The organism is Okeania sp. SIO3B5, from assembly GCF_010692555.1.
Lineage (GTDB): Bacteria > Cyanobacteriota > Cyanobacteriia > Cyanobacteriales > Microcoleaceae > Okeania.
The window spans coordinates 1-24,875 of sequence record NZ_JAAHHG010000067.1; the positions used below are offsets into that span (position 1 = coordinate 1).

Genomic DNA, 24,875 nt, shown 5'->3' on the forward strand with positions numbered 1-24,875 from the left:
ATCCCTCTGTGCTAATTTGTCTAAAGAAAAGTATGCTTCGCGGAAGATTTGACCATAAGTTTCTGTCATTTCTGCAAAGGTATTTAATGACTCCAGTACATATTTAGAATTACCTGCGAGTCGATGATGCAATGCTTCATCTATCAACAAAGATGTCAAAACAAAAGTATGCTTCGCGGAAGATTTGACCATAAGTTTCTGTCATTTCGGCAAAAGTATTTAATGATTCCAGTACATATTTAGAATTACCTGCGAGTCGATGACGCAATGCTTCATCTATCAACAAAGATGTCAAAACATTTGCTAATTCTTCTGGATTATCGGGAGTATAGAATAAACCATTAACATTTGGTTTTACCTGTTCAACAATGCCAAATACTGGAGTAGTAATTATGGGTAAATCATAAGTCATTGCTTCTCATATAACTCTATATTGGAAATTATTAGTAAAATTAAACCCACTAATTAATCCGTACATCTGTGCCATAATCCCTCTGTGCTAATTTGTCTAAAGAAAAGTATGCTTCGCGGAAGATTTGACCATAAGTTTCTGTCATTTCGGCAAAAGTATTTAATGATTCCAGTACATATTTAGAATTACCTGCGAGTCGATGACGCAATGCTTCATCTATCAACAAAGATGTCAAAACATTTGCTAATTCTTCTGAGTTATCGGGAGTATAGAATAAACCATTAATATTTGGTTTTACTTGTTCAACAATGCCAAATACTGGAGTAGTAATTATGGGTAAATCATAAGTCATTGCTTCTCATATAACTCTATATTGGAAATTATTAGTAAAATTAAACCCACTAATTAATCCGTACATCTGTGCCATAATCCCTCTGTGCTAATTTGTCTAAAGAAAAGTATGCTTCGCGGAAGATTTGACCATAAGTTTCTGTCATTTCTGCAAAGGTATTTAATGACTCCAGTACATATTTAGAATTACCTGCGAGTCGATGACGCAATGCTTCATCTATCAACAAAGATGTCAAAACATTTGCTAATTCTTCTGGATTATCGGGAGTATAGAATAAACCATTAACATTTGGTTTTACCTGTTCAACAATGCCAAATACTGGAGTAGTAATTATGGGTAAATCATAAGCCATTGCTTCTAATATGACTCTGGGGAAACTCTCGATGCGGGAAGTACAAACAAATATATCTGCTGCTTGATAATATTTTGCTGTTTCAGGAGTTTCTTTTACTATTTCTACTCGCTCTTGAATTTCTTCTGGTAATTCAGTCAAAAGTTCGTGTAATTTTAAACTGTAAAGATTTGGGCGATCGCCTACTAAAAAACATTTGATTTTTTGACTTTCTGTTTCAGGGATAAATGATAAGGCTTTTACTAAATCATGTTGACCTTTCCTTTCACAAACAGTACCTAATAATAGAATGACAATTTCATCATTTTTTACTCCTAAAGTTGACCTTGCCGATTGTTTTGACCATTTCTGAGCTGCGGATTTTAATAATTGTAAATCTAAGCCATTATGTACCACAGTAAAATTGTGATGACTATTTAAAGGTAGGTATTTATTTCGAGTAGCATCTGCCACAAAAATTACTCGATAAGGATAGCGGAAACATTCTAATGCTCTAGCAGCTATCTCTGTGCCAAACCGATTAAAATAAGTTTGCCAAGGTTGACTTTCATGTACATTCCAGACACTGGGAATATTTAACATTTGAGCTACATCTACCATGAAAAAGTTTTCTAAAGTATTGATATACATAACATCAATATTTAGTGCTTTTATTTCTTTGGCAAAACTAGCTAAAGCTTCATCATAAATATTTCTTTGATAAATATGTTCTAGTGGATTATCTAGAACAACTACCTGAATATTATGCTGTTCATAAATTTCTCTCAATTCTCCATCATTGACAGAAAAAATTATCGGTTTAACAATTCCATCATCTGCCAATTTTAGGGCAATTTCTAATTGATGAAGTGGCGCACCAGTCAAATCTAGGGAATTACTACACATCAATAATTTAATTTTGGGAAAAATGTCTTTCATCTCAGCGAGTAAGTTTTCCTCACTATAATTAACCAGTTCGTTTATTTCTGGTTGATTTGGAGAATTTGTCTCTAGTGCTGGATTATTTATTTGTGATTTTTGCTGATACTCATCAAATTTTGCCCGACTATTTATTTGTGGTTGATTTGGAGAATTTGTCTCTAGTGCTGGATTATTTATTTGTGATTTTTGCTGAGACTCATCAACTTTTGCCCGACTATTTATTTCTAGTTCATTTTGAGAATTTCCCACTTTTGCCGGACTACTTATTTGTGGTTGATTTGGAGAATTTGTCTCTAGTGCTGGATTATTTATTTGTGATTCTTGCTGAGACTCATCAACTTTTGCCCGACTATTTATTTCTAGTTCATTTTGAGAATTTCCCACTTTTGCCGGATTATTTATTAGTGGTTGATTGGGAGAATTTACCTCTAGTGCTGGATTATTTATCTGTGATTTTTGCTGAGATTCATCAAATTTTGCCGGACTATTTATTTGTGGTTGATTTGGAGAATTTGTCTCTAGTGCTGGATTATTTATTTGTGATTCTTGCTGAGACTCATCAACTTTTGCCCGACTATTTATTTCTAGTTCATTTTGAGAATTTCCCACTTTTGCCGGATTATTTATTAGTGGTTGATTTGGAGAATTTGTCTCTAGTGCCGGATTATTTATTTGTGATTCTGACTGAAACTCATTAACTTTTGCCGGACTATTTATTTGTGGTTGATTTGGAGAATTTACCTCTAGTGCTGGATTATTTCTCTGTGATTTTTGCTGAGATTCATCAAATTTTGCCGGACTATTTATTTGTGGTTGATTGGGAGAATTTACCTCTAGTGCTGGATTATTTATTTGTGATTCTTGCTGAGACTCATCAACTTTTGCCCGACTATTTATTTCTAGTTCATTTTGAGAATTTCCCACTTTTGCCGGACTATTTATTTGTGGTTGATTTGGAGAATTTACCTCTAGTGCTGGATTATTTATCTGTGATTTTTGCTGAGATTCATCAAATTTTGCCGGACTATTTATTTGTGGTTGATTGGGAGAATTTACCTCTAGTGCTGGATTATTTATTTGTGATTCTTTTGGGAAATTTCCAATTCTTGGCAGGTTATTTATTTGTGATTTCTGCTGAGACTCATCAAATTTTGCCGGACTATTTGTTTGTGGTTGATTTGGAGAATTTGTCTCTAGTGCCGGATTATTTATTTGTGATTCTTGCTGAGACTCATTAACTTTTGCTGGATTATTTATTTGTGATTTCTGCTGAGACTCATCAACTTTTGCCCGACTATTTATTTCTAGTTCATTTTGAGAATTTCCCACTTTTGCCGGATTATTTATTTGCAATTCTTGCTGAGAATTATGAGATTCTGACTCCTGACTCCTGACTCCTGACTCCTGATTCCTAGCTCCTAATTTTTGACTTTTGACTTTTGACTTTTGACTTGAAAGCTGTTGACTTTCTAGCTTTTGAATTTCTAAATTTTGACTTTTGACTTTTGACTTTTGACTTTTAATAAAAAACCGTCTTGGTTGAATTTCAAATAATTCACTTTCTAGAGAAAAATGAGGACTATAAAACCTATCTACCATCTGAGAATATTTCTGACGATAATTTGCTTCTTCCTGAGGATTATCAGAATAACCGCGACTCGTTCCTTCTTTATGAATTAATTCAGCATCTGGACAATAAACCGAACGATAACCTCTTTCCAAAAGTCGATAACCATAGTCAGCATCATTATAAGCAACGGCAAAATTTGACTCATCAAAACCACCTAAATCTAAAAATAATTGTCGAGAAGTTAACATACAAGCAGCAGTTACCGCCGAATAATTTCTTGACACAGAAGCTTGAGAAAGATAACCCCTATTTTCACTATGTAATAACTTAAAAGCATGACCTGCTAAACCATGATGTAAACCATGAATTACACCTGCGTGTTGAATCCTTTTATCGGGATAAATTAACTTAGCACCCACCGCTCCAACACCAGGGAATTGTGCATAACCAATCATTTGACTTAACCACTGAGGAGAAATAACCTCCGTATCATTATTTAAAAATAGAATATATTCACTATCAACCTGTTCTACAGCTCGATTATTAATGGCAGCAAAATTAAACTTACCCCCACTATTAGAAATAGAAAGAACCGATATATTTGCCGAACCAGAAAATGAACCTTTCAGACTTGCCAAATATTCTAAAGTCTCAGACTCATCACTTTCATTATCAATCACAAATACTTGATAATTCTGATAAGTTGTCTTTTTCAAAGACTCAATACAACCCTTCAATAAAATAACTTTATTTTTAGTCGGAATAATAATACTCACCGAAGCACCTTCGTCCGGAAAAATAGCCTTAAAAATCCCTAACTTTTCTCCCACTGCCCAATCTGGTTGATAAACATCTCCCTCCACACCACGACGTTTTAAACTTTCTTGAACCGCTGTTTCACCTGCTAAAAAACTTTTCGGTTTTTCCCCACCAGAAATAGCAGTAGAACCTGGAGAAGTTCGCCAATGATATAACACTAAAGGTAAATGCCCAACTTCACGAGAAATTTCCGTTGCTCTTAAAGCAAAATCATAATCTTGAGAACCTTCAAAACCAATTCTTAAACCTCCAACTCTCTCAAAAATTTCCCTTCTAACTACACACAAATGACCCATATACATATAGGAAAGTAACAGCTCTGGAGAATATTCCGGTTTAAATTGAGGATCGAATCTTTTCCCTTCCACATTAATTTTGTCATCGTCCGAATAGAGAAAATCTGTCTCTGGATTTTGACTTAAATATAAAGCCACCTCCCCCAAAGCATCAGGGGTAAGTTCATCATCATTATCTAAAAAGAGAATAAAATCTCCCGTAGCAAGTTCAGCAGCAGAATTCGTCGCAGCACTAATATTTCCATTCTCAGAACGAAATATTAACTTAATCCGGGAGTCCGTCTCAGCTATTTCCGTCAGAAATTCCCGAATATTTGGATTACTACTACAATCATCCGCTATGCAAAATTCCCAATTTTGGTACACTTGGTTTAGTACACTGCCTATTGCCTTGTCTAAAAATTCCACAGGTGGATTATAAACTGGCATAACCACAGAAATTTTAGGCAAAACTGTCTGACAACCCTCCAACCGAGCAATTAAATATTCAACCGAGCGATCGCCCCAATTATTCACCGCCAACCAAGCATCATAAACATCCACAGTTTCTGGCACCACAAATCCGGGAGGCGCTAATAATTCTCCTTCTTGCCATTGTTGCTGTCGATATATCTGTAATATTTGTCTAGCAATACCAGGTAATTCTGAGGGTAAGGGAATGATGCGACCTAACCTTTGCTTCCTTTCCGCAGTCCGTTTCCCAATAGCTTTGGCAAACTTAGATAATTTCTCCAACTTATCCTTAGCTTTTTCCCAGAAACTATAACGTCTTAGTTTTAAAACTTCCGAACAAGGGAAACCGACTATTTCCCCATTTTCTAAATGTGCTTCTAAACCAACCTCCCGTTTTCCGGGTGGAAGTTCCACCGTTGCTTCAAACCCACTATCTGAACTTCCGACTAAGTCTGGAAAAACCTCACCCACATCCTTTCGACGCAAACCATAAGCGCAGTCCACCGAAATATCCCCACATTTGAGAACTAACTTTGTAATTTTCTGTTCTGGATGGCAACACCAACCCGCAAATAAAATTACCCCCTCCCGTTGTTGCCAATTTGTAGGTGCATCAAAATTTGCCTCCACTGTAGATACCGATATTGGATAGGAGGCAAATTTATGCCACTTTCCTTTTTTATCTTGAGCTTCCAGAATTAATTGATAATTTCCTGGGGAGAGTTGTAGGGGGATTTGGAAACCAGAATTTTTAGCAGCGGAAATATCTGGAAATTTTTGAGCGACATCTAGTCGTTCAATATGGTAATTGCCTACAAAAATTTCTTCTCCCACTCTCCCACGAATAGCTTGGATATCCATACCAGCATTGCGAAAACACCAACCCACTATTTCTATTTGAGAACTAGCAAAATTCCAAGTAGGGGCGATTCGTGTTTGCGGAGCATTCCGTAGGAAATCCCCCGGAGAGTCGATAGAGAAAATGAGGCGCATTTGCAACCCACTCAATTTCCGTTTTAACCCAGACCATTTTTCTCGCAACTTCCAGAACTTGGAAGACTTCATCGCCGAAATTTCTGCCTTGAGAGTTTCGTTTTCGTAGTGTTGAGTTATGAGTTGAGCTTGAGTTTGCCCTAGATTAATTTCGGTTTGCTCCAAGATAGTCTGAGTTTGCCCCAAGATAGTCTGAGTTTGCCCCAAGATAGTCTGAGTTTTTCCCAATTCAGCTTGAGTCTGTTCCAGGGTGGTTTGAGTTTGCCCTAGTTGAGCTTGAGTTTGTTCAAGAGTGGTTTGAGTTTCCCCTAAATCTGTTTCTAATATTCCTATTTTGTTCTGAGACTCAGATAATTTGATTTGAGTAGCATCTAATTTCTGTTGAGTTTGCCCAAATTCTGTTTCTAATATTCCTATTTTGTTCTGAGACTCAGATAATTTGATTTGAGTAGCATCTAACTTTTGTTGAGTTTGCCCAAATTCTGTTTCTAATATTCCTATTTTATTCTGAGACTCAGATAATTTGATTTGAGTAGCATCTAACTTTTGTTGAGTTTGCCCAAATTCTGTTTCTAATATTCCTATTTTGTTCTGAGACTCAGATAATTTGATTTGAGTAGCATCTAACTTTTGTTGAGTTTGCCCAAATTCTGTTTCTAATATTCCTATTTTGTTCTGAGACTCAGATAATTTGATTTGAGTAGCATCTAACTTTTGTTGAGTTTGCCCAAATTCTGTTTCTAACTGTTGAAGTTTAGTTTGAGATGCTTGTAATTTAATTAGATTACCGTCTAGTTGTTGTTGAGTTTGACCTAATTCTGTTTCTAATATTTCTATTTTTTGCTGAGATTCTTGTAACCTAATTTTTTTTCTATCTAGTTCGACTAAACTTTGCCCTAATTCTGTTTCCAGTCCTAGTAATTTTTTCTGAGATTCAGTTAATTTGATCTGAGTACCGTCCAGTTGAACTAAAGTCTTACCTAGTTCTGTTTCTAGACTTAATATTTTTGCTAAAGCTTCTTGAAATCTTGTTGCTGAGTTACTGAGTTGTGCTTGAGTTTGTCCTAGAGCTATTTCTAATCTAATGACTTTCTTTTGAGAATCATCTAATTTAATTTTGGCACCTTCAAATTGTGCTTGAGTCTGTCCTAGTTTTCTCTCTAATGTAGCAACTTTGGTTTGAGATTCTTGTAATTTTGTTACTTTACCGTCCAGTAGAGATTGGGTTTCTCCTATTTCTGTTTCTAGTGCCTCTAACTTTTTAACAGACTCTTTGAGCTTAATTTCTCTACTATCAAGTTGTTGCTCAGTTTCACCCAGTTGTTTTTCTAGATTATCTACTTTTTGCTGTGCTTCTCGAAAAAATTCTTGCCTTTTTTTGACATCTGTTTCTAACAGATTAATTTGTTTTTCTAAACCTCTAATATTCAACCAGTCTTTAAATTCCCAGAATTGGCAATCATTCCGGACATTTGTGACTAATTCTGCTCCTGTACGGGCGAATCGCGATTCGCCCCTACCACCTAAACCAATTTTTTCTAGTTGTTGATAAACCTCTAACGCTTCTGGGAAATATTTTTCTATGAGCCCAGGCCTACTGGTTTTAATAATATCCTTTACTAATAAAGATTCTGCAAAATTTCCTGGAGGAGGTGTTGGTAAATCTACTTCAAATTTATCGTTAACTGCTTGAATAAAACCTTCAGGATTTTTGCCAATACTATCAACCTTTGCTATTAAACATTGCCCAGAAAAACTTTGATAAAAATCTAAAATTCTTTGATTAGAATTCAGCCACATTTTTACTGCTATTTCTGGCTTTTCCGATAACTTTTTATCCGTAGCTCGTCGATAAAGAGAGTCTGCTACTTCCCACGGCGAACGATAAACAAAAATAAACTTTGCATCTGGTAATAACTCCAACCAAAAGTTTAAAAATAATGTTGTTCTCGGGTCTTTCCATCCCCAGCTTTTTCCAGCTCTAGCTTTTTTTTCTATATCTTGACTTTCTTCACGATTTTTAATTAATCGTTTAGCTGCTTTTAAATATTGTTTCTTAACAGGAATTTCTGTAATTTCAACATTACTTCCTAAATCATCCAAACCTTGGGAACCTAATATTCCTTTTTGCAGTTCCACAAATTCAATATCTTCAAAATGCCCCCTAACATTTCCATACTCCGGCCCTACTAAATTTTCTCCAATATTTACCCCTACACTCTGAAATAAAGAAGCTGTTAAAGAGGTTCCCGAACGGTGCATTCCTGTAATAATAAAAACTGTTGATTTCATCTAAATTTTTCTCCTTATATTAAACAAAATTTGCAAAATTCCAAGATACTAAATAATTGATAATTGATAATTAATAATTAGAGTTTGCTGATTAATCATCAAAGCATTGCCAAATAAAGAATTTAGCATTTTTTGGGTCGAAAAAAGTTCAAGCTTTTAGGTTGCTCAGGTTCAAAAAGTTAGCATTTTTAGGAAACAAGGGCGAAAAAATTAAGGGGCAATTCTTTATCCTACTTCCTCTATAGTTCCCATTTCTCCTAACTCCTAACTCCTGACTCCTGACTCCTACACTTACTCATAAGATTTTTTCAGCAAACCCTAATTAATCAGCAATTACAGCATTTAATCTGAGAATTACTTCTCCATAATACTGAGGAATTTCTACTTCTATTACTCCATATAATTTCATCTGATTTTTCTCCTTATATTCAACAAAATTTGCCAAACTACCAGATACTGGGTTAACGGCAGTTAACTCCCACTATCTGTTTTGATGCTAGAGATATTATGGTGTGTAATTACAGCATTTAATTTGACAACTACTTCTCCATAATACTGAGGAATTTCTACTTCTATTACTCCATATAATTTCATCTGATTTTTCTCCTTATATTCAACAAAATTTGCCAAACTACCAGATACTGGGTTGACGGCAGTTAACTCCCACTATCTGTTTTGATGCTAGAGATATTCTGGTGTGTAATTACAGCATTTAATCTGAGAATTACTTCTCCATAATACTGAGGAATTTCTACTTCTATTACTCCATATAATTTCATCTGATTTTTCTCCTTATATTCAACAAAATTTGCCAAACTACCAGATACTGGGTTGACGGCAGTTAACTCCCACTATCTGTTTTGATGCTAGAGATATTCTGGTGTGTAATTACAGCATTTAATCTGAGAATTACTTCTCCAGAATACTGAGTAATTTCTACTGCTACTACTGCATATAATTTCATCTGATTTTTCTCCTTATATTCAACAAAATTTGCCAAACTACCAGATACTGGGTTAACGGCAGTTAACTCCCACTATCTATTTTGATGCTAGAGATATTCTGGTGTGTAATTACAGCATTTAATCTGAGAATTACTTCTCCATAATACTGAGGAATTTCTACTTCTACTACTCCATATAATTTCATCTGATTTTTCTCCTTATATTAAACAAAATTTGCCAAACTACCAGATACTGGGTTAACGGCAGTTAACTCCCACTATCTATTTTGATGCTAGAGATATTCTGGTGTGTAATTACCGAATAATTAACTAATTAATAATTAAATAATTCAGGTTTAAAGCCTCCCCTTTTAAGGGGAAAAAAAGAAATAATATTTCCTTATATTCAATTCCGTAACGGTTTTAACCAGAGGTAATTATCAATTATCCATTATCAATTATCCATTAATGAAAGCATTTAATCTGAGAATTACTTCTCCATAATACTGAGGAATTTCTACTTCTACTACTCCATATAATTTCATTTTATTTTTCTCCTTATATTAAACAAAATTCGTCAAATTACCAGATACTGGTTTGACGGCAGTTAACTCCCACTATCTATTTTGATGCTAGAGATATTATGGTGTGTAATTACAGCATTTAATCTGAGAATTACTTCTCCATAATACTGAGGAATTTCTACTTCTACTACTGCATATAGCGTTTCCTCCCCCTTTACTATTCCCTATTCCCTATTCCCTATTTCGATATTAAGCAAAATTAGCAAAATTCCAAGATACCATTACTTCCTGTTCTGCTGCTAGGGATATTCTATCTGTAATTACAGCATTCAATCTGACAACTACTTCCCCAGAATACTGGGGTACTTCTACTTCTACTACAACATAATTAGTTTTGCCAAATATATGATTGTGATTAAAAGGAATAGTTTTTTGTACTAATATTTTTCCATCCTCATTTTTAATCACCTCAATTTCACATTCTATTGAATAAGCAGCAATAGGTTCTATTTGTGGATAAACTCGAAATCTTTTTTGACCTTCAATTTGAAATTTAATTTCAGTCTGACACTTATGACTACCCGGTAAAATTTTCTCAGCAAATTTCCAAGTTTCTCCACCATCAAATAAAGGTAGTTGGTCAACTTTTTGTTCATTCTTTATTTTTTCCTCTTTCCCATTTTCAACTTCTTCCTCTATAACTTTTGACTTTTGACTTTTGACTTTTGAATTTATAAAAGCTTTTGACTTTTGACTTTTGACTTTTGACTTGATAACTTCTTCCTTCCTTCTTAGAGGTTGAGCAACTAAACCACCAGAAATTGGCTTTTGTAAAATATATAAATCTTGCCCATTTGCCATATTACTTTGAGGAAATCTTTGAATATGTTTGAACATAGAAAATATTTTCTGATAAGCTGCTGGTGTATGTAATGCTGCAACAGTATGTTGACCTTGACCATCTGCTTCTCCTTGATGGTCTAGATACAAAAATAATCCCTCTTCACCAATACTATACATTTCAGCTTGATGAGTATTTCCAGTGCGAAAAATATCATAAACTATCGGAAAAAATTGAGGTCCGTGAAGTGTCATAAATAATATTCCACCAGGGCGTAATACTCGATAAATATCCCAGGCCCAAAGATGTTGTAAATCTAAACGTAGGTGTGTGAATACTGAGACAGCATTGACTAGGTCAAATTGATTATTTTCAAAAGGTAATGGAGGTTGAATATTATTCTGTTTGACTGTGGCAAATTTGATATTTTCTTCACACCATTGAGCACATTCAGGAAAAACGTCACAACCAAATAGTTTTTGATTGGGCAAAAGTTCTGGTTTAAATGCCATTAAATAACGTCCTACTCCACAGCCAAAATCTAGAATATTCTCAAATTGATGAAAATCAAATCCTGCTTTTTGCAGATAATTTTTTACTGTATATTTGAGGTCATCAAATGAACTAAGAAAAGCTTTAACACTGGAGTTACCACTAATTCTGAGTAACAGGTGATTTGGTGGTAATAAGACAATGGAATTAACTGGAGAAATATTAACAACTCGCTCTAAATGGAAATTATTAATAATTTTGACCAAGATAACGTCATCTGGGGATAAATGTTCACTGTTAATGCTGTATGACCATTGATATTTTTTGGTTTGACTTTCGTCTTTTAGCAAACAGCTTTTTACTTTTATTCCATTTACTAAAATAGCTACTTCTTCTACTTTTTCTTCAGCATTAATATCTGCTGCCCATCCTTCTATATAAATATCTCCTGTAGATGTAACTTCGATACTTTTACAACCACCATCAGGATGACAATAAAAGTTCAATAATTCATCTATTTGTTCTACAACTTCTAACCTCTGAGTTCCAATTTCTGAATTATGACTTTGACTTCTAACTTCTGAATTTATCAAGACTTCTTCCTTCTGACTCCTAACTCCTAATTCCTCCCTCCTGTCTCCTGTCTCCTGTCTCCTGACTCCTGAGTTCCACACAATATATAAGTCATGATATCCACAAAGACCTTTTTTAATCCTATGCCATTTTGCCTTTCCCTTAGTTGCTTGATGAATAATTTTACCTACCCATTTTTCTCCTACATAAGTAACTCCATAATTTTCAGTGTTGAGAAAAAGACTTTCACTTTCTGGAGTAAAGTAAATTTCTTCTGCATCTGTTTCTGTTTCTATAGTCATTAAAGATAAGTCATGGGTACTAAAGATTAATATGCCCTTTTCTGTCAATAAACTATATAACTTTTCTAACCAACCACTAAAAGTTTTTTGGGGAGTGTGACTAAAAAATGAACAGGCAAAAATGCAGTCAAATGTTTGATTTAGTTGATAATCTTCAGGATGATTAGTTGAAACTATCCCCTCTACTCCAAGTAAATTTTTTTGAAATTCTACTGCTTGAGAATAAATATCAGAAATCCAAATTTTATGAGCTGGTATTTCCTGAAGTAAAAATCTACTAAAGCGCCCATAACCACTGGCAAAATCTAGAAAAGAAGAGATATTTTCAAAGCCATCAAAATGCCATTCTACAATTTGTTTAACTGCATCTAATATTCTTTTGCCATTAGAAAAATATCGTAGTAGTGCTTCATCAATATTTCCTTCAGTATTTTTCAAAGCATAGAGATACATTTCATCCTGTGGATGAATATTTACCTTCATTTCTTCAGGTTTTCTAGTTTGGTCTTGAATAAATGTATCTATAATTAGCTGATTATCTATTTCATTTTTTTCAGGATTCATATTTTTAAATAGGTTTTAGGTTTTGGAAAAATACAAATAAAGAAGGAAGTTATGCTTAAGGAAAAATTTAAGCATTTCCTGCGGAATGCTGCGCAAACAGCGGTCAGCTAGCCTCCTATGGTCGGAACTTTCCTACGGAATGCTACGCAAACGTTAACAGCTATCAGCTTTATAGAATTCAAAGTATCAGTAATAGTAATTGCCCATTACTTAACCTTAGCAGTAAGTGCGAGCCACATCTACATTTCCCTCCATAGAGTTGAAAATTTAGTAGAAGTTAAACGAGTACTTGCTTCATTCATTTTTATTTCTGATAGCAGTCAGCTATCAGCAACAATACTCTCTTCTTAAGGACAGTGTTTAAATTAACAACTGACTTTAAGCGCAAGGGAGTGAACTTTTGTAGTAAGACAATTAAATATTGCTTTTATCCTAAACTAAAAGCAATAGCTGATAGCTGATGGCTGACGGCTGTTTGCGCAGCATTCCGGAGGAAATGCTTACCAATTTTAAGTACTCCCTTTGACCAGAAAATTAGATTTCAAGCTTCTCCTTATAAAGAGGATAAAAAAAGGAAATTCAGTATTTTAAGCCTTCTGTTTTCCTAGGTCATGCTGCGCAAACAGTAGGAGTTACTGTTAACTGATAACTGATAACTGAAATGACGGTGGGGTATTAAATTCGCAAAAGAAAATAGAAAAAAAATTAATAATTTTACTGTAATTCAATACGTTTTAGAGCAGACAAAAATTTATCTGATAGAGAACGTAAAAATTAGCTTTTTTTACATTACATATTTGACCAAAAAATTATTAACTGAACCGTATTGTACCGTATTAATTTTATAGCAGTCGAAGGAAAGGTTAAAACAGTTCAAAATTTAAAATTCAGACAAAATAAGACTTTTCCTTATTTCTCTTTCCTTCTGCTATACATAAGCATAATACCTGTTGCCAGATGAGCTGTTGCCTGTTGCCTAAAACAAACGAATTTTGTACCTAACCAGCATGATAATTACTATATAAATGTCATATTTTTAATCTTTAAACTAGGTTCTATTAAAAAGTCAACTACTCCAGTACCACATGAATCACTACAATGCTGCACTCTAAACATAGCAATATCAATGCAACGGGATAAATATGTTAGATGGTCCCCTGCCATACCAACAACTCCAGCATTTAAAAAATATACCCCAGGATTTAGCAAACATTTAAACTTAAATTTCACTATAACTTTCTGCTGTGCTTCTACATATTCTACTGATTTAGTATAACCATGTAATGATGCTCCACCTAAGTCAAATCCACTCAAAGTTTTAATCAACATTCCAAACCTAACTTTAGATGTAGAGTTAATAAATTTTACTGTATAAGTATAGTAATATTCTCGACGATTAATTAAATGATTTACTCTCTTACCATCCAAAGTAATAATATGAGGGTCAATAATTTCCGAACCTTTATTAGGATAATGTATCGTATTTGAAGGTATCATTTCCGGGTCATAAATTTCTTCATATTCTGTTGATTCTGAAATTTCATTTTCACTACTTTGTTCTGATTGAGATGATTTTTCATCTGTTTCTTCATCATCCAAGAAATCCTTAACTGTTAAATTAGGAATCTGACGAATTTCTTCCCTAATTGATGGAATTTTATCAGGAAAAGCATAAATTAATTTCTGATATTTAGATACCACATATTTAGGAGCATGATAAAGTAACATTTCACCATGATCCATCAAAATTGCTGAATCACAAAGTTGTACAACTGTTGAAGCAGCATGAGATACAAATAAAATTGTTCCACCCCTTTCTTGAATGTCTTGAATACGAGCAAAACACTTTCTCTGAAATGCTTCATCTCCCACCGAAAGTGCTTCATCAACTACTAAAATATCTGGGTCAACACTTGTCGCTACAGCAAATCCCAACCTAATAAACATTCCACTAGAATAAGTTTTTACAGGCTCGTCAATAAAATCTCCAATGTCGGCAAAACCAGCAATTTTATCAAATTTTTCTTCTATTTCTGATGGTTTTAATCCTAATAATTGACCATTAAAAAAAACGTTTTGCCTACCTGTAAACTCTGGATTAAATCCACTCCCAAGTTCCAAAAGTGCAGAAACTCTACCTTGAACTTTTACCGTTCCAGTTGTCGGTGTAAGAGTACCAACAATTATTTGTAGAAGAGTACTTTTTCCCGAACCATTCCGCCCCACAATTCCTAAAGTATGCCCTCTTTCTATTTCTATACTTATATTTTGCACTGCCCAAAATTCATCAGCACGACTTTTTCCTGGGAATAGAATTTCTTTTAAACGGTCTACCGGATGCCGATATCGTTTAAAGCATTTAGAAACATTTTGCAGTGAAATTACAGTTTCAGCCATGAATTTTCTGGGAAATATTAATCTTTAATATATAATACAAATTGATAAATGTTTTCTACAAATACCTAAGGTATTTATTAGAATTCAGGAGGTAAGTATTCATCTATTAGCTGTTAGCTAGCCTCCTACAGAGGAACTGTGTTAACAGCAACAATATTTTCTTCTTAAGAACAGTATTTAAATTAACAACTGACTTTAAAAGCAAAGGAAGCAACTTTTGTAGTAAGACAATTAATAAAGCTTTTATCCTAAACTAAAAGCAATAGCTGTTAACGCAGTTCCTCCGGAGGAGGCTGGCTGATGGCTGACTCCTGAATGCTTAGTTCAGGAGTCAGGTAGAGGAGCCGTTGGATTGTCGATCCACAGAAGTCATAATTAATCTCTTCAATACCAGCTTTTAGGTCAGAAATTCTCTTTTTTATCAAAGGGATATCTCCTTTTTTTTTGACTTATTTATTATTTAAATTTAAAGAAGAGGAAGAGACTTTAAGAATTCATTATTCTGTCTTCAGAGAGTATTCATTATTGAAAAAGTATTAGTGAGCATTACTATCTATTTTTATAGATTAAGGTGTTTTTATTTAGGGCTTGCTGATTAAATATAAAAACATTTACATATAAATACTTTAGTCTTTTTAGGTCTGTAATACCTTGGTTTTCAACTCTTCACACTCAAAAAGGAGCGTATTTTAGGCGCATAGTTGGGCAGAAAAATCATTCTTACAATTCTTACTCCTACCTCTTCTAAATTCCTATTTCTCCTGTCTCCTGTCTTCCCCTCCAGGGAGGGGTTAGGGGTGGGTTGTCTCCTGTCTCCTACCCCAGCAAAAAGACTTTCCATACGCAAACCCTATTTATAAAACATCTGCAAAAGCAGGACGTAATTTTATATACACCCACAAGCCAAAATAAAATATTAATACAGACATCAAAGCAGCAATTCCTAACTCTCCCCAGTGTTTAATTTCTCCTACTAAAACCAGGTCACGATATACTTCAGCGATCGCTGTTAAAGGATTACACCAAAATACCCATATTCGCCAATTTTCAGGAATTACATCTGCCGGATATACTATTGGTGTAACGTAAAACCAAAGATTTAAAATTACTCCTAAAGTCTGAGGAATATCCCGTAAAAATACTGTTAATCCTGCGGTAAAATAACCTAAACCTGCGGTTAATAAAAGCTGCGGTAAAAATACTATTGGTAATAGCCATAATGTTTGATGGAGTACCCCAGATGATATACATACCATTCCTGTTAAAACTATTAATCCAAATGTACTTTCTATAAAAGTTGAAAAAACCGGAACTAAGGGCAATAAACTAAGGGGAAATACTACTTTTTTGACTAAATTAGGTTGTCCAATCACAGCTCCAGAAGCTTGAGTTAATCCATTAGTAAAAGCTAGCCAAGGTATTAAACCAGCAAATAACCATAATCCAAAAGTTACCTTACTATCTTCAGGTAGCCCTTCTAGGTTAAGCTTGACTTTAAGAATAACTGAAAATACATAAGTATAAATTAAAAGTTGGGATACTTGATTAAGTAATGGCCATAAATTCCCCAGAATAGATCCTTTATATCTAGCCTCTAAATCTCTTCGTACTAATGTTAATAACAGGTTCAGATTTACCAACCAATAAGTATTGACCACAGTTAGCCACCTACTAACCCTGCTAGTTTTGCGGACAATTCCTTTCATAGTCCTATGATTTTCCCTTTTCTCCTCTACACCACACTTAAGCAGAATTGCTCACGCTAAGTGTATATAATCTACTGTTTCCACCTACTAAACAATCAGCAGTTTAATTACTTTTTGCTAGTAGACGGCTACAGTTTTTGAGATTATATCAGGGGATTGCTCAAAATACTCTCTACAGATTAAAGTTATTACCAAATATATGTGGTACACTTATAAATTTAAGCTAATACAAAACTAAGAAAGTAATGGTTCAATTGCTTGCTGAATTACCTTTAACTGTTCATCATCGTAGCCCCAACGTTCTAGAAACTCCTTGTAATTTCCCACTCCAGTAGTTGTACTTTGATATAATTCCTCAATTTCACCTTTTAAGGTAGGAATATCTACACTTTTAATTAGTCTTGTGGTTCGCGATCGCACTCTTTTTGATTCATTGGCTGTCTCCTCATCTTGATTTCGCTGATGGTGGACTACCATTGCCGAACACATGGCCAGATTTTTCACCAACAGTTCTACCACTATTTCTGGAGCTGACTCTAAGGCTTTAAATATTGATGGTGATGGATTATCTGCTAAAGGTCTAGAATCTGTAAGATAACTAACGAAAAATCCTCTAGCACCATTTTTACTCTTGACTAAATCTCCAATTAATGACCCTATTTTATCTTCCGATAACTGGCCTGTTTCTATCTCAGACATTATTTCTTGAGTTAAGGCGATCGCTTCTTCAAATGTTATATTTTCTGGTATAGATAATGATGTTGATTTCATAGCTTGGGACATTTTCTTAAATATACTTTCTTGTATTGTAAAGTTTTAACACAAATACAATCAAATATAGTCAAATATAGTCATTCATGTTAATCTATAGACATGAAACTCTCAGACTATGCTAAAAAAGTAGGAATAAGTTATCGAACAGCCTGGAGGTGGTGGAAACAAGGGAACTTAACAGGTTATCAGTTGCCTTCTGGTACAATTATTATCACCGATGAGTACAATTCCAAACCAGATGTGGTAGCTTGCATTTATGCAAGAGTGTCCAGTGCAGAAAACAAAGATCATCTAGATAAACAAGCTGAACGGTTAAAAAATTATGCCATTGCTAAAGGCTATAAAATCTATACAATAGTTCAAGAAATTGGCAGTGGTTTAAACGATAATCGGAAACAATTGGCTAAGATTCTAGTTGACCCCAACTATAATGTTTTGATTGTCGAACATAAAGACCGTTTAGCCAGATTTGGTACAAATTATATAGAAATTTTGTTAAAAGAACTAGGTAAAGAAGTTGAGATTGTTAATTCAAGCGAGGAAAAACAAGATGAGTTAATGGAAGACTTAATCGCTATTATTACTTCTTTTTGCTCGCGAATTTACGGATTAAGAAGCTCGAAACGAAAAACTGAAAAGATGATTGCTGAGTTAAAATCTCAGGAAGGCTGATTTAGCTAGCTGAAATATATATTATTAACTAGGGCTTGCTGATTAATTCTAAAAGTATTGACTGATATTGGTTTTAGCGTTTTAGAGTTGAAAAAAGTACCAGCTTTTCGGTGGTAAGAGCTGCAAACAGCTAGTATTTTGGGATGATTATGGCAGAAAAATTGAGAGACAATTGTTACTCCTACCTCCTAGCTTATTCCCTGTTTCTCCTGTCTCTTGTCTCCTGTCTCCTACCTCAGCAAAAAGACTTTCCATACGCAAACCCTAACTAGCTATGAGCTAGCCTTTTGTAGAGGAATGTAAATAATGTTAGATATCATTTCCTATTTATGGCCATAATTTCTTCCAAAAAACAATCTCCACAACCAGAAAGGCCAGAAGATAACATTTTCTCAGCCTCAGAAAAAAAAACTTCATATAAAACCAAAAAATCAAAATCTCAGGCTGAATTAGAGGAAGTAGAAGCTCTATTAGAAGCACAGGCAACTACAGCAGAAAAGAGTAGTAGTCAAAATGAAGAAAAAATCCGACCTCAAAAGTTAGCCGAATATATCGGACAAAAAGACCTGAAAGAAGTATTGAATATTGCGATTTCGGCGGCTAAATCTAGAAAAGAATCTCTAGACCATTTACTATTGTATGGTCCTCCTGGATTGGGCAAAACTACTATGTCTCTAATATTGGCAGCAGAAATGGAAGTTAACTGTAAAATTACTACTGCTCCTGCCATTGAAAAACCTAGAGATATAGTTGGTTTGCTAGTAGGTTTACAAAAAGGGGATATTTTGTTTATAGATGAAATCCATCGCCTTTCCAAAATGACAGAAGAAATACTTTATCCGGCGATGGAAGACTTTAGACTAGATATTACAGTCGGGCAAGGAAAAACATCTAAGACTAGGAGTATTCCTCTAAAACCTTTTACTTTGGTAGGAGCAACTACTAGGGTTGGTTCTCTAACTTCTCCTCTGCGCGATCGCTTCGGAATTATCCAGAGGTTACGTTTTTATGAGGTTGATGAACTGAGTCTAATTATTCTCCGAGCAGCAAAACTTTTAAATACGGATATTACAGAGGATGGTGCTGAGGAGATTGCCCGTCGTTCCCGGGGTACGCCTCGAATTGCTAATCGTTTACTTCGGCGGGTTAGAGATTATTCGGAAGTGAAAAAGTTGACTCCGATAAATGCTGAGGTTGCAGGTGAAGCTTTGGAGTTGTTTAATGTTGACCCTCTAGGTTTAGATTGGACAGACCGTAATTTATTAAGGACGATGATTGAGAATTATAATGGTGGCCCTGCTGGCTTAGAGACAATGGCAGCAGCCACAGGGGAGGATGCTCAAACTATTGAGGAGGTTTATGAGCCATATTTGATGCAGATTGGGTTTATGCAGCGCACTCCTCGTGGTCGGGTTGTGACGGCTGCAGCTTGGAGGCATTTGGGTTTTACTCCGCCTGATGAACAGTTGAGTTTAAAGTTATGAAATTTTAATTTGGTTATGATTTTGGAGGCAAGCTATTTGTTTTTGTTGTAGTTTAGTTTTGTTATAGATAAGGAGTTATGAACCGCCATAAGATTTTTTTCTACGAGATTTATTATTAATCTACAGCGGTTTTAACTTTTAGGAAATGAGCGATCGCTTAATCTGCCTCAAATTTTGAAATATCTGTTGAAGATATTATCGTGCTTTCAAGAATCCCCTGATTGTCTCTACTGGAATAGAGATTGCAGGATTATTAAATATTGCTTTTAATGCCTGAATACCTCCTGCTTCTAAAGCACTGATTAGTCGTTTTCTAAGAGTTGGATTATCATTTATTTGCTGTTGAATAGCTGTTTCTGCCAAAGCTTCATTTGCAGTTATGGGATTTTGGGCAAGATGTTCTAATAGTGGTTGAATTTTCTTTCTAAGTTCCTGAATTTCTACTTCTAATTGATAATTTTCAAGTCTTTCGTCAATCTTTCCTGTCTTTAAATTACCATTACTTACATCTATATTTTGCATATTCATAGATGTATTATTTTCCTCAGAAAGTGAATCTTTAGGAGTGTGAATATCTCCAGTTTTTATAGTAGCATCTTTCATTGAGCCACTGACTGTAATAGATGTATTATTTTTTTTGCTCATAGTTTTATCTCTTGTTTTTACATAAACTCAGTGTAGCATTTTTCAAAGAGTTGTAGAAAATGGTTAACCTGAAATAGTTTCCAATAACTAGGTTGTTTGAACTGCTACTTTTATTTCAAATGGAAATCCAGTAAGAACTAAGTTTCCTCATTCTCTTCATCGGATGAATCATTAGATTGAGTTTCATTATTATCTAGAGTATTATCTTTATTTTGTTCTAGCTCTTCATTAGAATCTGTTTCAATAATATTTCCTGTAGCAAATGAACTATCGCTCACCTCTCCTTGAGTATTTATTGAGGAATCATTGAAGTCTTCACCAGCACTTTTTGCATTGGCATTTGCGTAAGTATTGAATATATAACTAGCTCCTTCTTTTGACAGATTAGTAATGACTGCAATGGCTGATTTTTCTCCTTTAATTATCTTTAAAAAATCTTCTGCACTAATTTGTATTTCACCATCTCTTTTCGGATTCCAATCAATGCAAGAAATAGTGCAATTATTTTCATTTAACTTAATACCTCCTCTTTGGGTTTGAAAAAAATTGGCGCAGTTAAGGATACATTTATCTATCTTTAATAGGGTTAAATCTGCGTATCTAAAATCAACTCCTGTTAAGTTACTATTTAAAAATTTACTACCTCTTAAATTACCATTGCAGAAAGTAGCTCTCACTAGCTCAGAGTTATTAAATTTGGCATCTATCATTTTTACTTGAGATAAGTTGACTTCATTTAAACTGCAATCTTCAAATTCACTACCTGAAATATCAGCAGATAAAAGATCCGCTGACTTCATAACTTTGCCAGCAAAATTAGTTTTAACAAATTTACAGTTACGAATTTTAGATTTGCGTAAGCTTGTTCCTTCAAAGTTACTTTCTTCAATTATCGTATTTTCACTAATGTCAATCAAATTCATTAAAGCACCATTAAATTGACATTTACTGATTGTAGGATTATGAGTTTTTCCCTCCTTAATAGGAGAGTCTAGTTTAACTCCAATATAACAATTAATTAATTCATCATTATTATCATTTTGCTTCTTATTTTTATCTACCTGTGTTCTAAAAACCTTAAATTGAGAATCAGAAAAGATGGTCTCTGAAAATTCACAATCGTAAAATCTACAAGCTACAAGTTGTGCTGAGGAAAAATCAGTTTTAGATAAATTGCAATCTTCAAATTTGCTACAAAGTATAGCTGTTTTAAAGCTAGAAGCAGTCAAATCACAATTGTCAAAAATCAGTATTTCATCATTTTCTATTTTCTGCTTAGTATAAACGGTACGACAATTATCAAAAGTAGCCTTTGTTAAATTATTACATTGAGAAAACTCGACCTGAATTAACTGTGAATTACTAAACTTTGCACGATTAAGATTAGAGTTGAAAAATTTAACCTGCTTAAGGAAACTATTAGAAAAATTTACACCTTGAAGTTGAGCTTCAGAAAACTCTACATTAACTAACTGACAGTTAGCACATGAAAGTCCATCAACTACTACTTTCAAATTTGAAAACTTAGTATCTACTACTCTAATTCCAAATTCACTACATTTTTCCAGAAATATTGTTGGCTCAATAGTATCTAAATCCTCTTGATTAACTTCGGCTTTAAATATTATCGTAGCTAAGTTATTGCCGATTTCTATTTTATCTCCCCCTCTAAGTGAACCTGTAGTTGAACGAAGAGAAGTTTTAGTTTCTTGGTCAATATATTGACAGAATTTGAAACCATTAACTCTTGACCAAGAAATTCTGAGAAAAAACCAGTATTTTGAAGTTAAAGGTAATTGCTTTTTTTCCTCTAAGGATTCTACTAATATTTGAGGTTCATTTAGACTACCGTAAACTATTACATTGCAAAGGGTTCCTTCATATAAATAGGGTACTTCAAATAATTCTGGGTCAGAATTTTGCTGACTTTTAATTTTAAGAGAAAAACTAATCTTCATAGCTATCAAAAACTTTAGTTAGACTTTACTATCAATAACATCTTTTATCTGTGCTGATACTTTTGAAGGATTATTCATAATTTCCTCTGCTGTGAATACTAAACTTTGTATTCCTTCTACGGTGTGCTGATTAAATCTAGATTTAAAATTAATTTCATCTTCAGGAGTCCATTTTTTTTCTTTTCCTTTGAATTCTTCATCTCGGCAATACACAACAACATTATAGTCATCAAAATCTAAGACTAGACACTTTGGTAAACCTTGCTTTGGTGCATATTCCCTCACAATAGGTTTTGGCAAATGTTCGTTTTGTATTGCCTCAAACAGCAGATACGCAACAGGAGATAATTCTGATGGTAGTCGTAAATCTTCCTCTGATTTGCCATAGTTTTTCAAGTAGTATGTGCGTTTTTCAATCACTTCATTGTTACTCTCTGAAGAAATATCTATTTGAGGAGGTTGAGGAAAATTCAGTTCTTTAACTGACTCATCCAAACTAGATAATTTTTCAAGAATATTTTTACTTTGAGAAGCAAAATCTACAATTAGTTTTTTAACTGGATTAAAATTTTTCTTTAACTCACGCATAGAATCTGAATACTCTTTATAATCAATCAGCTTATCCTCAAGCCCTTGTATTTTTTGGATGTACTTTACTTTTTGATCATATATTTCCCGTTTGTATAAATTTTTAATTATGGTTTTACTTATAAATAAGGTAGAAATAGATAATACTGCTGCTATGATAAGAGATGTCACGGCTCTCCAATTGTCATCAGAATTCGGTACAACATTTAACATAGCTATAAACGTTAGATAGATATCTGCTAGAAATAAAAACCATATTAAAGGTATGCCTAAAAACTTTAACCTTTTAAGTAGAATTCCAGACTCGTCTATTAAAGAAGCAATGGGTAAAAATGTTGTTACTAGCAAGCTTATTAAAGTTTTGCTCGGAATACTAAAAATTTGATCAGAATCTAATTCAAATAAATTTCCTAAACCCTTATTTAGTATGGCAAGCTGAGAAAGACTAAGGATTAATAAGAATCCTATAAGTAACCATGGTATGAGCGAATCAATAACAAAAAAGCCTGCGTTTTTTTGACTCCGATATCTTTCAAGTCGCTCGCAGTATTCTTTATGATTCTTTGAGCTAAATTTATTCATAATTATACTTCAAATTAACAATCAGTTCTATGTGAATAAAAAAAAATTCATCAGTTCCAATCTTTTGGTATTGCGCAAGCTCCCTCATTTTGAATAGGGTCATACTTAACTATTTTATCTTGACTTTCTATAAGTTCAGCAACATATTTTCCTATATATAAACCTCCTTTTCCCACCAAACTTTCTACTTCACTAGCTAGGTTTGTGCTAACTTCATTTTTGGTACTCTCTAGCTTATCTTTTGCCCTTAACACAGACATTAGATTTTTATATTCTCTGATTCTAAAATAATTTTCATTTCCTATTCTATCCCAAGTATACTTATCAATAAAAATCTTAGTTTTCGCTTCTCTAATCTCTATAGGAAGAGACAAAATAAAAATAATACTTACAATATCTGAATCGCTAATTAATAAATTTCTTTCCATACTAGCGTGAAAAACCACTTCGTCTCCCTCAGTAGACCATTTGCCAGCAAAACAACTATCTTCACTGCTAAACTTTAGACTATCTTTGAGCCGATCTATGCGCCTTATATAAAATGTTTCAGGTTTATGAGAAAAAGTAACTATTGTCGAAACTTGTGGATTATGTTTTCCGTTTTTACGGCTATTATTGCTGTTTTCTATTATGGCGTTTATAGGCAATCTTAAAATTATTTTGTGCGGTAAACAATTTTGAGTTCTGAAGAAATTTCCATATATAGAACTATTAGGTTGCACACTTTTGGATAGAGGTGTTTCATTCTTAATCTTCTCAACCTCACAAAAATTAGTTCCCTTTATTCTTTTTGATAATGTTGGGAAGAAAAACACTAAAATCACAAGTAATGGAATTATCGGACCTAATCTTGGAATTATCCTACTTAATGAAGATATAAAGCGATTGTTTTTCATACGAAAACACCCAATTGAACTTATTTAATAAAATAAAAATACTAAGGTTCCTTAAACTCAGAACAAGTAATCCTAAACTACAAATTTCCTAAATTTGTTTGCAAGCGATCTGACTATATTGGCAACTACCTCCTGAGTTTTTGAATTTCCAGAAATTGTCTAGTCAAAAAAACTGCAAGATGAACTTGTCTTTTACTCTATAGAAAAGAAGTAGTTGATTAGAAGAATAGTTAAGGGTAAAAATAACCAGACAACGGGGGCAAGATAAAAAGGAAAAAAATTTTCTAAGCACCCATTTGTTTTCTATATTAGCAAGAAAAATTTTAGAGCTGATTTGTAAACTTAGCTGTTTGCGCAGCATTCCGAAGGAAAAGTTTTATATTACCTAGCTTTTAGTAATTTGTTGATTACTGGACAATAATTCGCCACGCCTAAATATAGCAAGAAATTCAGCCTCTTAATATTTATTTTATA

General features: G+C 33.8%; 18 protein-coding genes. 2 read left to right on the plus strand and 16 right to left on the minus strand.

What is annotated here, in order from left to right:
• Positions 1 to 136: 136 nt before the first annotated feature.
• The 12 genes from F6K54_RS11925 to F6K54_RS11980 all read right to left on the minus strand — a co-directional run bounded on the left by F6K54_RS11925 (position 137) and on the right by F6K54_RS11980 (position 17,573).
• Positions 137 to 412, minus strand: coding sequence for a glycosyltransferase (locus F6K54_RS11925; protein ID WP_293077698.1), 276 nt, complete (start codon positions 410 to 412; stop codon positions 137 to 139).
• A 49-nt stretch (positions 413 to 461) separates the two neighbouring features.
• The gene (locus F6K54_RS11930) at positions 462 to 764 is read right to left on the minus strand and encodes a glycosyltransferase (protein WP_293077700.1); all 303 of its coding nucleotides are present in this window, start codon (positions 762 to 764) and stop codon (positions 462 to 464) included.
• 49 nt (positions 765 to 813) lie between these two features.
• Positions 814 to 8,460, minus strand: a complete 7,647-nt coding sequence (locus F6K54_RS11935; protein WP_293077702.1) for a glycosyltransferase — start codon at positions 8,458 to 8,460, stop codon at positions 814 to 816.
• A 322-nt stretch (positions 8,461 to 8,782) separates the two neighbouring features.
• Entirely contained in the window at positions 8,783 to 8,905 is a 123-nt protein-coding gene (locus F6K54_RS11940) for a hypothetical protein (protein ID WP_293077704.1), read from the minus strand.
• A gap of 26 nt (positions 8,906 to 8,931) precedes the next feature.
• Positions 8,932 to 9,054 (minus strand): hypothetical protein, encoded by a 123-nt coding sequence (locus F6K54_RS11945; protein ID WP_293077706.1) that lies wholly within the window; start codon positions 9,052 to 9,054, stop codon positions 8,932 to 8,934.
• Between the two features lie 62 nt (positions 9,055 to 9,116).
• Positions 9,117 to 9,239 (minus strand): hypothetical protein, encoded by a 123-nt coding sequence (locus F6K54_RS11950; RefSeq protein WP_293077708.1) that lies wholly within the window; start codon positions 9,237 to 9,239, stop codon positions 9,117 to 9,119.
• A 62-nt stretch (positions 9,240 to 9,301) separates the two neighbouring features.
• The gene (locus tag F6K54_RS11955; RefSeq protein WP_293077710.1) at positions 9,302 to 9,424 is read right to left on the minus strand and encodes a hypothetical protein; all 123 of its coding nucleotides are present in this window, start codon (positions 9,422 to 9,424) and stop codon (positions 9,302 to 9,304) included.
• Between the two features lie 62 nt (positions 9,425 to 9,486).
• Positions 9,487 to 9,609 (minus strand): hypothetical protein, encoded by a 123-nt coding sequence (locus F6K54_RS11960; RefSeq protein ID WP_293077712.1) that lies wholly within the window; start codon positions 9,607 to 9,609, stop codon positions 9,487 to 9,489.
• Between the two features lie 567 nt (positions 9,610 to 10,176).
• A complete protein-coding gene (locus tag F6K54_RS11965; RefSeq protein WP_293077713.1) occupies positions 10,177 to 12,699 on the minus strand; it encodes a methyltransferase in 2,523 nt (840 codons plus the stop codon).
• A gap of 1,017 nt (positions 12,700 to 13,716) precedes the next feature.
• The gene (locus F6K54_RS11970; protein WP_293077715.1) at positions 13,717 to 15,096 is read right to left on the minus strand and encodes an ABC transporter ATP-binding protein; all 1,380 of its coding nucleotides are present in this window, start codon (positions 15,094 to 15,096) and stop codon (positions 13,717 to 13,719) included.
• Between the two features lie 854 nt (positions 15,097 to 15,950).
• Complete coding sequence (locus F6K54_RS11975; protein ID WP_293077717.1) at positions 15,951 to 16,802, minus strand: ABC transporter permease; 852 nt, start codon at positions 16,800 to 16,802, stop codon at positions 15,951 to 15,953.
• 234 nt (positions 16,803 to 17,036) lie between these two features.
• A complete protein-coding gene (locus F6K54_RS11980) occupies positions 17,037 to 17,573 on the minus strand; it encodes a hypothetical protein (RefSeq protein ID WP_293077719.1) in 537 nt (178 codons plus the stop codon).
• Positions 17,574 to 17,675: 102 nt separating this feature from the next.
• Between F6K54_RS11980 and F6K54_RS11985 the strand changes: the two genes are divergently transcribed.
• On the plus strand, positions 17,676 to 18,248 hold the full coding sequence (locus F6K54_RS11985) for an IS607 family transposase (protein ID WP_293077721.1): 573 nt from the start codon (positions 17,676 to 17,678) through the stop codon (positions 18,246 to 18,248).
• A gap of 329 nt (positions 18,249 to 18,577) precedes the next feature.
• Positions 18,578 to 19,732, plus strand: a complete 1,155-nt coding sequence (gene ruvB, locus F6K54_RS11990; protein WP_293077723.1) for a Holliday junction branch migration DNA helicase RuvB — start codon at positions 18,578 to 18,580, stop codon at positions 19,730 to 19,732.
• 195 nt (positions 19,733 to 19,927) lie between these two features.
• On the opposite strand, the gene F6K54_RS11995 is transcribed toward ruvB, so the two are convergent.
• The 4 genes from F6K54_RS11995 to F6K54_RS12010 form a co-directional block, all read right to left on the minus strand.
• Positions 19,928 to 20,377, minus strand: a complete 450-nt coding sequence (locus F6K54_RS11995; RefSeq protein ID WP_293077725.1) for a hypothetical protein — start codon at positions 20,375 to 20,377, stop codon at positions 19,928 to 19,930.
• 137 nt (positions 20,378 to 20,514) lie between these two features.
• Positions 20,515 to 22,335 (minus strand): pentapeptide repeat-containing protein, encoded by a 1,821-nt coding sequence (locus F6K54_RS12000; RefSeq protein WP_293077727.1) that lies wholly within the window; start codon positions 22,333 to 22,335, stop codon positions 20,515 to 20,517.
• Positions 22,336 to 22,353: 18 nt separating this feature from the next.
• Complete coding sequence (locus F6K54_RS12005) at positions 22,354 to 23,505, minus strand: hypothetical protein (RefSeq protein ID WP_293077729.1); 1,152 nt, start codon at positions 23,503 to 23,505, stop codon at positions 22,354 to 22,356.
• Between the two features lie 50 nt (positions 23,506 to 23,555).
• On the minus strand, positions 23,556 to 24,401 hold the full coding sequence (locus F6K54_RS12010; RefSeq protein WP_293077731.1) for a hypothetical protein: 846 nt from the start codon (positions 24,399 to 24,401) through the stop codon (positions 23,556 to 23,558).
• Positions 24,402 to 24,875 lie beyond the last annotated feature (474 nt).

Coding starts and splice junctions, on each gene's coding strand:
- F6K54_RS11925 (WP_293077698.1), bottom strand. CDS start 412: ATGACTTATGATTTACCCATAATTACTACTCCAGTATTTGGCATTGTT.
- F6K54_RS11930 (WP_293077700.1), bottom strand. CDS start 764: ATGACTTATGATTTACCCATAATTACTACTCCAGTATTTGGCATTGTT.
- F6K54_RS11935 (WP_293077702.1), bottom strand. CDS start 8,460: ATGAAATCAACAGTTTTTATTATTACAGGAATGCACCGTTCGGGAACC.
- F6K54_RS11945 (WP_293077706.1), bottom strand. CDS start 9,054: ATGAAATTATATGGAGTAATAGAAGTAGAAATTCCTCAGTATTATGGA.
- F6K54_RS11950 (WP_293077708.1), bottom strand. CDS start 9,239: ATGAAATTATATGGAGTAATAGAAGTAGAAATTCCTCAGTATTATGGA.
- F6K54_RS11955 (WP_293077710.1), bottom strand. CDS start 9,424: ATGAAATTATATGCAGTAGTAGCAGTAGAAATTACTCAGTATTCTGGA.
- F6K54_RS11960 (WP_293077712.1), bottom strand. CDS start 9,609: ATGAAATTATATGGAGTAGTAGAAGTAGAAATTCCTCAGTATTATGGA.
- F6K54_RS11965 (WP_293077713.1), bottom strand. CDS start 12,699: ATGAATCCTGAAAAAAATGAAATAGATAATCAGCTAATTATAGATACA.
- F6K54_RS11970 (WP_293077715.1), bottom strand. CDS start 15,096: ATGGCTGAAACTGTAATTTCACTGCAAAATGTTTCTAAATGCTTTAAA.
- F6K54_RS11975 (WP_293077717.1), bottom strand. CDS start 16,802: ATGAAAGGAATTGTCCGCAAAACTAGCAGGGTTAGTAGGTGGCTAACT.
- F6K54_RS11980 (WP_293077719.1), bottom strand. CDS start 17,573: ATGAAATCAACATCATTATCTATACCAGAAAATATAACATTTGAAGAA.
- F6K54_RS11985 (WP_293077721.1), top strand. CDS start 17,676: ATGAAACTCTCAGACTATGCTAAAAAAGTAGGAATAAGTTATCGAACA.
- ruvB (WP_293077723.1), top strand. CDS start 18,578: ATGGCCATAATTTCTTCCAAAAAACAATCTCCACAACCAGAAAGGCCA.
- F6K54_RS11995 (WP_293077725.1), bottom strand. CDS start 20,377: ATGAGCAAAAAAAATAATACATCTATTACAGTCAGTGGCTCAATGAAA.
- F6K54_RS12000 (WP_293077727.1), bottom strand. CDS start 22,335: ATGAAGATTAGTTTTTCTCTTAAAATTAAAAGTCAGCAAAATTCTGAC.
- F6K54_RS12005 (WP_293077729.1), bottom strand. CDS start 23,505: ATGAATAAATTTAGCTCAAAGAATCATAAAGAATACTGCGAGCGACTT.
- F6K54_RS12010 (WP_293077731.1), bottom strand. CDS start 24,401: ATGAAAAACAATCGCTTTATATCTTCATTAAGTAGGATAATTCCAAGA.